Origin of the sequence: Microvirga sp. 2TAF3 (assembly GCF_052114965.1) — a bacterium.
Taxonomy (GTDB): Bacteria; Pseudomonadota; Alphaproteobacteria; order Rhizobiales; family Beijerinckiaceae; genus Microvirga.
Genome location: NZ_JBFRFT010000020.1, coordinates 72,846 through 82,419, shown reverse-complemented (window position 1 = coordinate 82,419; position 9,574 = coordinate 72,846). Strand labels below are relative to the sequence as shown.

At 63.7% G+C, this 9,574-nt stretch carries 3 protein-coding genes; all 3 read right to left on the bottom strand.

The genetic code is table 11. The features are described 5' to 3' along the window. A partial coding sequence (locus AB4Y97_RS17905) for a calcium-binding protein (RefSeq protein ID WP_442000404.1) occupies positions 1–1,999 on the bottom strand: 1,999 nt, incomplete at its 3' end. Between the two features lie 226 nt (positions 2,000–2,225). Beyond that, a complete protein-coding gene (gene pbpC, locus AB4Y97_RS17900) occupies positions 2,226–4,325 on the bottom strand; it encodes a penicillin-binding protein 1C (protein ID WP_442000403.1) in 2,100 nt (699 codons plus the stop codon). Further along, entirely contained in the window at positions 4,325–9,565 is a 5,241-nt protein-coding gene (locus tag AB4Y97_RS17895; protein WP_442000402.1) for an alpha-2-macroglobulin family protein, read from the bottom strand. Before AB4Y97_RS17895 ends, pbpC begins: the two co-directional genes overlap by 1 nt. Positions 9,566–9,574 lie beyond the last annotated feature (9 nt).

The following is a 9,574-nucleotide window of genomic DNA, read 5'->3' as shown; positions in this document are numbered from 1 at the left end:
TGGTGAAGAAGCCCTTGTTCAGCTTGCCCGGCTTCAGTTCCGTGCCCTTGCCGAGCTTCTTGAAGACGGCGTTGTCGAGCCAGAGCGTATCGTCCTTGACGGAAAAGTCGGCGATCTTGTCGAAGTTGCTCTTCTTATTCGGCTTGGTGTCGAACACGAAGATGTCCTTGCCCGCGCCGCCGGTCAGCACGTCGTTGCCAAGCCCACCCCAGAGCTTGTCGTTGCCGGCCCCGCCCATAATCACATTCTTGCCGGCATTGCCCACAATCCGATTGGCCAGCCCGTTACCGACAAACTTGAACGCGCCGGTACCTGCAACGGCAACCAGATCTTCCACTCCTGCGCCCAGGCTGCAGGAGGCTGCTGCGATGACGGTATCGAAACCGGAACTGTCGACGATGACGTCACTCGAACTATCGACATAGTAGAGATCGTTACCGCCGCCTCCCATCATGGTGTCGGAACCGGTCCCGCCATCCAGCGTATTGGCGCCGTCATTACCAATCAGGGTATCGTTCATGTTGGCGCCCGAAAGGGACATGGCCGTAGTGCCTGCCTGGGCCTGCAGCACCTCGACCTCGGTATTGTTGCCGAGTGTCGCGCTATAGGAAACGACGATGATGTCGTGGCCGCCACCATGCTCTTCGATGACGACATCGCCCGGGGTCAGATAGTAGATATCATCCCCCTTGCCGCCAATCAGCGTGTCGCGGCCGGCTCCGCCATCAAGGACATCGTTCCCTTCGCCACCTGTGAGATGATCGTCGCCGCCCGCACCTTTGAGAACATCGTTGAATGGCGTGCCGACATATTGATCGTCCCCGCTCGTACCATCCAGAACGATCGCCTTCGTCCGCGGGTCGAAGATCTGTGCCTGGATATCCGCCGTATCGGTCATCGCGCCCCAGGCGGCAACCAATCGTCCATCGCTCAGAACGGTTATGCTCTGGATGCCATACAACTCGCTGCCCGACAGGGAGTCGATCGCTTCATCGGCAACCAGAGCGCCGGCTTGGGTGAAGGTCGCAATGCGCACATCATCCACCGCGCCTTTGCTCAAGTAGGAGACGGCAAACCCACCGTCGTGCAAGGCAACGACGACTGGATCCTGCTGATATCCGTCAGTGACTTGGTTCACGACGAACTCGCCACCGGATTTCCTACCGTCGGAGTTGAAAATCTGAGCCTTGATGCAGTTTTGAGAGCCATCCCCGACACTCGACACCCAGGCCACGACGAAACGCCCATCCGCCAAAGTGGCGGCGACCGGGTTCCTTTTCTCTCCCGTCGAAGCGGGAACAAGGAAATCGTCCGTATCCGGCGTACCGTCGGCTTTGAAGATGCGCCCTCGAATGGTCAGATCGGGATCGTCTGCGCTCAGGCTGTAATCCTCGAAGAAGACGGCATAACGGCCATCGTTCAAGGTGATGGCCGTGGGGTTTGTCTGGCCGCTGGCTTTCGTTCCATTGGCAATGATGTCATCGCCAGTCCCAAGAGGGACACCCGTTTCGCCGAAGACCCTGGTGCGGATATCGGTTCCGACGCCCCGATTGGAGGCATCCGTATATGCGACGGCAAAACCGCCGCTCGCCAGACCCGTGATGGAAACTTCGCCCTGGAAGCCCTCAGGAATGGAATTGATATGAAAGTCGCTGCCGACCTTCGCCCCGCTGGAAGCGAAAATCTGGCCCCGAATGCCCGACGCCTCGTCGCCATCGAGCCCACTCGCATCCTCCCAGGCAATGACGAAATTGCCGTTGCTCAACACCGCGATCGATGGCTCGTACTTGCCGCTGTCGCTCTCGACGAGGGCGATCCTGGTCTCGGCGGTCTTAGGGCTCCCGTCGGCATTGAAGAGCCGCATGAAAATGTCGTTGTCACTTTGCCAGACTGCAACGAAGGTCCCGTTACCGAGCGCTTGCAGTTTCGGATTAATCTGGTCCCCTTCCAGGCCGGTATTGACGATAAAGGGCGTATTCCAGGGGCGCAGCGTCGTCATAGGATAAATAACCTCTCGCATTGCCGATAGATGGCCGACGATGATCGCGGCCTTTCCATCATCAGCGGCATTGAAAGGTCTCTATATCGCCATATGAAACTTTATAAAGTATTATTTACTGGAACTGCTAACCTTCCCAAACGGCCTTAAAGCGTTCATAGCAAGCGCATTTCCGCGCCGCTTTCGCTGCGCCGCCCTACAACGATTGTCTGGAGCAATCCCCGCGCTATTCCACCCGCACTAATACGCTGTCGGTCGTTCCACGCGCATCGATCACCGACAGCCGTACGAAACCGGCACCCTCGGGCCGCCAGAAGGTTTCCCGACGCAAGGAGGCCGCCGCGACGGGTGCGCCATCCACCATCCAGGTCAGCGGGGGTACGCCGCCGGAGGCTTTGAGGGCGAGATTGCCATGCTCGTCGGATCGATGAGAGAGACCAAGATCGACCCTAGAACCATCGAGTGGAAAAGCGATCTTGAGAGGGGCCTGCACGGTCGAGGCGATGGTTTTCGGCACGTCCTGGCGCACATGGCGCAGGGGCGGCGGCAGACTTGCGGTGGTCGCCTGCAAGGCGAAAGGCGGCATGGCCAATGCCTCGGGCTCCACACCCAGACGGCCATAGGCATCGAACAGGATCGGCGCCGCGGCAAGGCGGCCTACAAGTCCTGGAACCGCCGTGCCGTCGGGCCGCCCGATCCAGACGCCGATGGTGAAATGGCGGTCATAGCCGACAGCCCAGGCATCGCGGTAGCCATAGGATGTGCCGGTCTTGAAGGCGATGCGGCCGGCAAGCGCGTTGTCGGGCGGCGGCGCTCCGCGCAGGATATCGAAGATGTACCAGGCGGCCACGGGATCCGCGATCCGGCGTGCAGGCAGGGATGCCGCGGTTTCCCCGGCTCGCCGCACGAGACTCGGCATGTCGCCACCCCGCGCAAGACCCGCATAAAGCCGTGTGAGATCCGTCAGGGTGATGCCAAGCCCTCCGAGGCCTATGGCGAGACCGGGTGCAGCCTCCTTGGGCATGGCGAAGGCGGTGTCCGTCTGGCGCAATCGTGCCAGAAGCCGTGCGGGCCCGAGTTCGTTCAGCAGCTCCACCGCCGGGACATTGAGGGAGAGCTGCAGCGCGCGACGGGCCGTCACCGTACCCTGGAAGCCGAGATCGAAATTCTCCGGCTGGTAGGCGCCATAACGCGAGGGCCTATCGTCCAAAAGCGTTTCGGGATGCGCCAGTCCGTTCTCGAAGGCCAAGGCATAGATGAAGGGTTTCAGCGCGGAACCTGGCGAGCGCAGGGCCTGGGTCATGTCGATGGCGCCCGCCCGCTCGCGGCTCATGTAATCGGGGCTGCCGACCTGGGCACGCACTTCGCCGGAAGCGTTGTCAATCACCAGAATGGCGAGAGAAAGCTTCGGATCGAGCCGCTCGATCCGCTCCCTGGCGAGTCGCTCCAGGTTCGTCTGCAGGCGTGCATCGATGGCGAGGCGATGCGTATTGGTGGAGGGCCGGTCCGCTACAGCTGCTTCGGCCGCATGGGCGGCGAGCATCGGGAATGCGCGGCGCGCCGACGGCACGGCTTCCGCTTTCACGGCCTCGGCCTCTGTCGCGTTGATAACACCACGTTCGCGGGCACGGTCGAGCACCCGGTCGCGGGCCTTGCGCGCGGCATCGGCATCCCTGTCGGGACGGCGCGTTTCGGGGGATTGCGGCAGGGCGACGAGAAGTGCCGCCTCAGCGAAGGACAATCGTTTCGGCTCCCGCCCGAAATAGGATAGGCTCGCCGCCCGCGTGCCTTCCAGATTGCCGCCGTACGGCGCCAGCGTGAGATAGAGCCGCAGGATGTCATCCTTCGACAGGCGCCGCTCGAGTTCGACGGCGCGAACCATCTGGCGGAGTTTTGCCTTGAGCGTACGCTCGTCGCGCGGCTCGAGAAGACGCGCCACCTGCATGGTCAGTGTCGAGCCGCCGGAAACGATCTGGCCATTCCATGCAAACTGGAACGCGGCCCGCAGGAGCGCGAGCGGATCGATGCCGATATGCCGCTCGAACCGCGCATCCTCATAGGCCTTGAGCATGGCGAGATAGCGCGGATCGACATCGTCGGCCTCGACAGGGAGCCGCCAGCGCCCTTCGGACGTTACGAAGGGACGAAGCAGCCGCCCGTCGCGATCGAGCACCACCGTCGAGCGGTTTGCCGCAACGCTGAGATCGAGCGGTCCGAGGCTTTCGACATAAAACCAGAGAGCGACGCCGGGCAGCAGCACGATACAAGCGAGGGCTGCCGCAAGTATGCGGCCGATCCTGACTCGTCGCGTGCCGCCCCGGCTCATCACGGTTTTGCCTGCACCACTTCGACCGTGCCGAAACCCGTGCGTCCGTAGCGCTCGGGCCGATACATATCCTCCACCTGCGCGGCGGGATATACATAGCGTCCGGGCGACACGGCGCGGATCATGTAGGCCACCGTGAAGAAGGCCGATTGATCGGGCTCTCGGTCGAAGGCGACGACGAAGCGGTCGTCGCGGTATTCGGTATGCGCGGGCTCCACATCACGCTTAAGCCAGGGCAGGCTTGCCACGGTATCGCTGTCCACGAGCTTCGGATTGTCGATCTCGAATCCAGCGGGCAGACGATCCACGAGAAGCACGCGGGCCTGCTTCGCCTCCGTCTCGGTCACTTTCAGCACCACGACAAGCCGTTCATTCTGCCGGACGGTGTCGGGCTGTACCTGCGTGCCGTCGAGCTTGTGGGTGCTGCGTTCCACCGTATAGCCGCGCGACACGGCAGGCTCCGGCTCGATCGGGTTTCCGGTGACGGTGACGACCGCCTGAACGGCAGCAGGCCCCGCATTGGCAAGGGTGATCGCACCACTATTCAGAGACGCATCCTTGTAGGAGCGATAGAAGGCCCCCTTACGATCCGCACCATCCACCTTCAGAACCATCGCTTCCGCATCGCGAGCAACCGCTTGTGCCGCAAGAACGAGCCAGGCCTCTTCCTGCGTACTCGTGCGCCGATTGCCGCGCTCCTCGTCGATCACCTTCGCGACCGGCTGCATGACATCCAGCACATTGTCGGTTTCGGAAGCAAGCGTCAGGAGGCCCGCCCCATCACGCAGGCGCGAGCCGTAATCTGCGCGGTAATCTCCTGCGTCTCGCTCGCTCCGCAACAGCCCCACCGCCGAGGCGAAGGCCTTCTGCGCTCTGCCCCTGTCGCCGAGCAAGGCGAGTGCGGCGGCGAGCTGGCCGCGCGCCAGCGGTGAACCGAATGCGTCCAGTTTCGTATCCGCGAGATAGCGCAGATCCCCCATCACCGGCCGCCCGTTGCGGGCCAGCACATAGGCTGCGTAGGCGAGGTTAGCGGCGTTGTCCTCCACCTGCGTGGTATTGGCGACGAAGTTACGCAAGCGATCGAGGGAGAGCTTGAACGCCACCTGCGGCACCGCGAAGCCGCGCTCCCGCGCACGGGTGAGGAAGTCCATGGCGTAGGCATCGAGCCATAGATCGTCACCGCCCACAGACCACAAGCCGAACGAACCGTTGGAGCTCTGGCGCGACAACACACGCTCGATAGCTCCGCGCACCCGGTCATCCGCCTTCTCGTCGAGAGAAAGCTTTTCCTCTTCCGCAAGGCGGTTGACATAAAGCAGCGGCAGCGCCCGGCTGACGATCTGCTCCGTGCAGCCATAAGGGTAACGGTCCAGCGCCTGGAGAAGTCCCGGCACATCGAGGCCCGCCAGCGGCGAGACCGAGATGGAGACCGCACCGGTGCCCGCAAGAATATCCGCGATGAGATCCTTGGAGAGCGTAACGCTCGCTCCCGGATCGAGCGAGCGTACCGCGCGGCGCGCGAGCGCCCCGGTGCCGGGCTGTATGGCGACGGTGAAGCTCTGCGTTACCGGCTCTACACCCGGACCCTTCAAGGTCACGTCGATCACGGCATGGCCCTGGCCACCCGCCGTCACCGGAACGGCGACACTGCCCTTGGCCTTCGCATCGAGCCTGATCGTCGAGCGCAAGGCATCCGCCGCTACGACGATGGGGCCGCGCATATCGAGATCGATCGTGTAGTCGCCGGCAGCTCCTTCCACATTGTCGATCTGGATGAAGAAGCGCGAGCGGTCGCCGACTGAGAGGAAGCGCGGAAGCGTGCCGGAGAGCACCACCGGATCGCGTACGATCACATCCGACGATGCGCTGCCGACGCGATCCCTGGTCCAGGCCACCGCCATCACGCGCACCGTGCCGTTGAAGGCGGGAATGTCGAAATCGATATTCGCCGAGCCGTCCGCCTCCACCTTCACCACGCCGGAGAAACGCGCCAACGGCTCCTGGGTCGGCGGAATGCCGTCGAGCGGCTTCGGCTCCATGTCGCCGCCGGAACGGATGGCACCGCGCGTACCCTGCATGCCGTCGATGAGGTAACCGTAGAGATCGCGGATCTCGGACGAGAGCTGCTTCTGCCCGAAGAAATAGCTCATCGGGTTCGGCGCCTCGTAGCGGGTGAGGTTGAGGATTCCCACATCGACCGCGGCCACCGTGATGCGCGCTTCCTCACCCGGCTTCAGCCCTGCCACCTTCACCGGCAGGTTCAAGGTTCCGCGCGGCCTGATCTTGTCGGGCGCGTTGAGATTGACCGCGAGCGAGCGCGCATCGCGGTCAATCTCGAACCATGCCGTGCCGAGGGAACGGCCCGGCATGCGGCGCGCGGCCTGATTGAGCGGGCGATGGGCCATCACGACGAGATAGGCTCCCGGTCCCCATTCTCCACGCACAGGCAGGCTCACATAGGTGCCCGAGGCGGCGACATCCACCACACGGATATCGTGCACCCGGTCGCTGACCACGGCGAGGGTCGCCTTGCCGGCGAAGCGCGGGTTGATGTGAAGTCGCATGGTGTCGCCGACGCGATAACTCGCCTTGTCGAGATTCATGTCGAGCAGGTCCGGCGTATCGGCCGTCTGATCACCAGACCAGCCAACCGTGAAGGACAGGCTCGTTTGCGCCGTCTCGCCGAGATCGGGCGCGCTCACATCGAGCCGATAGGTGCCCCATTCCACCGGAGCCGAAATGCGAGCGGAAGCATCCGCTTTCACGTCGATACGGCCATCCGCCACGCGTCGGGTATTCTTGACCGGCTCGTAGCTCCAACGGCCATCCGCATTGTACCACTGATAGCGCCGCTCGATCTTGTAGAGGCTCCAGCCCACATTGCCGTTGGCGAGGCGCTTGCCCGCAGGATCGGCGAGAACGACATCGAAGGTTGCATTCGCGCCTTCGCCGAGCTGTCCGCTGAAATTCTTGCGCACGGCGACAACCGGCCCCTTCGGCAGAATCGGCAAGGTCACGCTGCGCTCCACCGCCCGCCCGCCGGGCTCCGCTACGCGCAAGGTGATGCGCGCCTCCGTCGGACGCGGCGCGACCACGTTCTGAACCGGGATCTGCAGGCTGGCGCGGCCCTGCGCGTCCGTGGCAACTTTCTGCTCGATTTCCACCGTGGACGCTTCGACGGATTCATCGTCGAGACCGATTGCGTAACCTTCCAGGCCCTTGATGCCATTGACGCCGGATGCAGCGACGGAAACTTCACCGGTCACGGCAAGATCCGCTCCCGGCGCGCCATAGAGATAGCGGGCGGCGAGATCGACGGGCGCAAGCTGGCCGGGACGCAAGGCTTCCACCTTCGGCATCAGGCTCACCTCCAGCCGCTCGGGCACGTAATCCTCGACGAGGAAACTCGTATCGCCGATGGACGGCCCCTTCGGGTCGGTATAGGCGGCGACCCGCCACGTGCCGCGCAAGGAACCGGGCAGAATGGGAAGGGACAGGGCTCGCCCGCCAATTCCCTGATCCTCCACCAGCACCCGGCGATACTCGACGCCGTCCGGACGGCGTATCACAAGAGTGAGCGGCACGTTCGGCACGGCCGCGCCCTTGGCGTCGCGCAGCAGGGCGGTGAGCGCCACCGTCTCGCCCGTGCGATAGACGCCCCGCTCCGCATAGAGATAGGCATCGACTGAGCCCGACGCCGCGCGACCCTTTACGCCCCGGTCGGAGAGATCGAACGCCGCCGAGCCGAGATCGAGGAAGCCATAGTCGGCTCCCACCGTCGCCACGGCAAGGCCGGGCGCCAGACCGCCCTCGCCCCGTGCAAGGCCCGGATCGAACAGGGCGACGCCTGCCGCGTCGGTTTTCTTCGTCGCCAGAACCTCGTTGTTGCGGGCGATCAGGCGAATTTCTACATCGGCGCGCGGCTCTGCGCTGGCGAGCGAGCGCACGAAGACCTGCACGCCGCCCTTGCCGGTGAAAGCCGTGAGGCCGAGATCGGACACGACAAACCATTGGGTGGCGATGTTGCCGTATTCACCATCCCCATCATCCGAGGTTCCACCGCTATCGGGCTTGGCCGTCATCACATAGATGCCGGGTTCCAGCTTTCCGACCGCCTCGATCACCGGAAAAGCGGTGACCACGTCGCGATTGAGCTCGGACGCCGTGTCGAGGGTGCCTTTCCAAATCCTCACGCCCTTGTCGCGGGCGATCTCCGCCGCCGAATAGCGCGTGAGCTGTCCGAGGAAATCGTAGGAGCGGACAGTCGGCAGCAAATTGCGGTCGCCGATGCGATAGACCTCCACATCGACCTTCGACGTGTTCACCGAAACGACGGGAATCCCCTCCTGCCCCGTGCTCGGCAGCACGTAGTTGCGGCCCGTGAAGCGGGCCTGGGGCGAGCGGTCGCGCACATAGATTTCATAATCGGCGGATTTCAGCAGGCTCTCGCCGACGGCGGAGGGCAGCCCCTGCCGCAGCACCACGGCATAGCGTTCGCTGTGCTTCAGCCCATCGACGCAGAGCTGCGTGCTCTCCGCCGAGACGGCGGCATTGGCGGAGCCGGATAGGGCGACGAAGGGCGCGAAATCGACCTTGCCGTTGGCGAGCGGATCGGAGAACTGGAAGCATACCCGAGGCGAGGCGGCATCCGAATCCACCTTGAAATCCATCACCCGAAAGCCATGCTCCTCGCGGAGAGGTTCGTAAACGGCGCGCACGGCCGGATCGTCCTTGACCTTGAGGCTCGCCGCATAGGCATTGAGAGAAGGACGCCAGCTCTTCTGGGCCGCATAGACCTGCCCCAGCAATGCCAGGGCGGCGGCCTCGTCCGCCGGGTTTGTTGCGCGCTGGTACGCGGCATAGGAGGCCGTGATCTGGCGCTCCTGCAGCTTATAGCGTTCCTCCCAATTGTTACCCGGATCGACGGCGAGCGCCGCGCGAGCATAGCCGGACCAGTTCGCTCCATTCCCGGGTTCCACCGCAATGGCTCCGGTGAAGGCGCCAAGCGCCTGCCGTGCATTGCCGCGCGCGAGCAGAGCCTCTCCCTCGCGGCGCAATTGCGGGGCAGGCTTGCCGCCGTTGTTTCGCGTTCCCTCGTTCTTCAGCGCCTGTTCAAGGCGCACGGCCTGGCTTGCGAGTTCCTCGTTCACAAAGGTTTTTTGGGCCTGGGCCTGAGCCGCCAGGGCACCAGCCATCACGCTGGCGGCGACCATGGCCGCATACATCAAACGACGGATCATCAGGCTCTC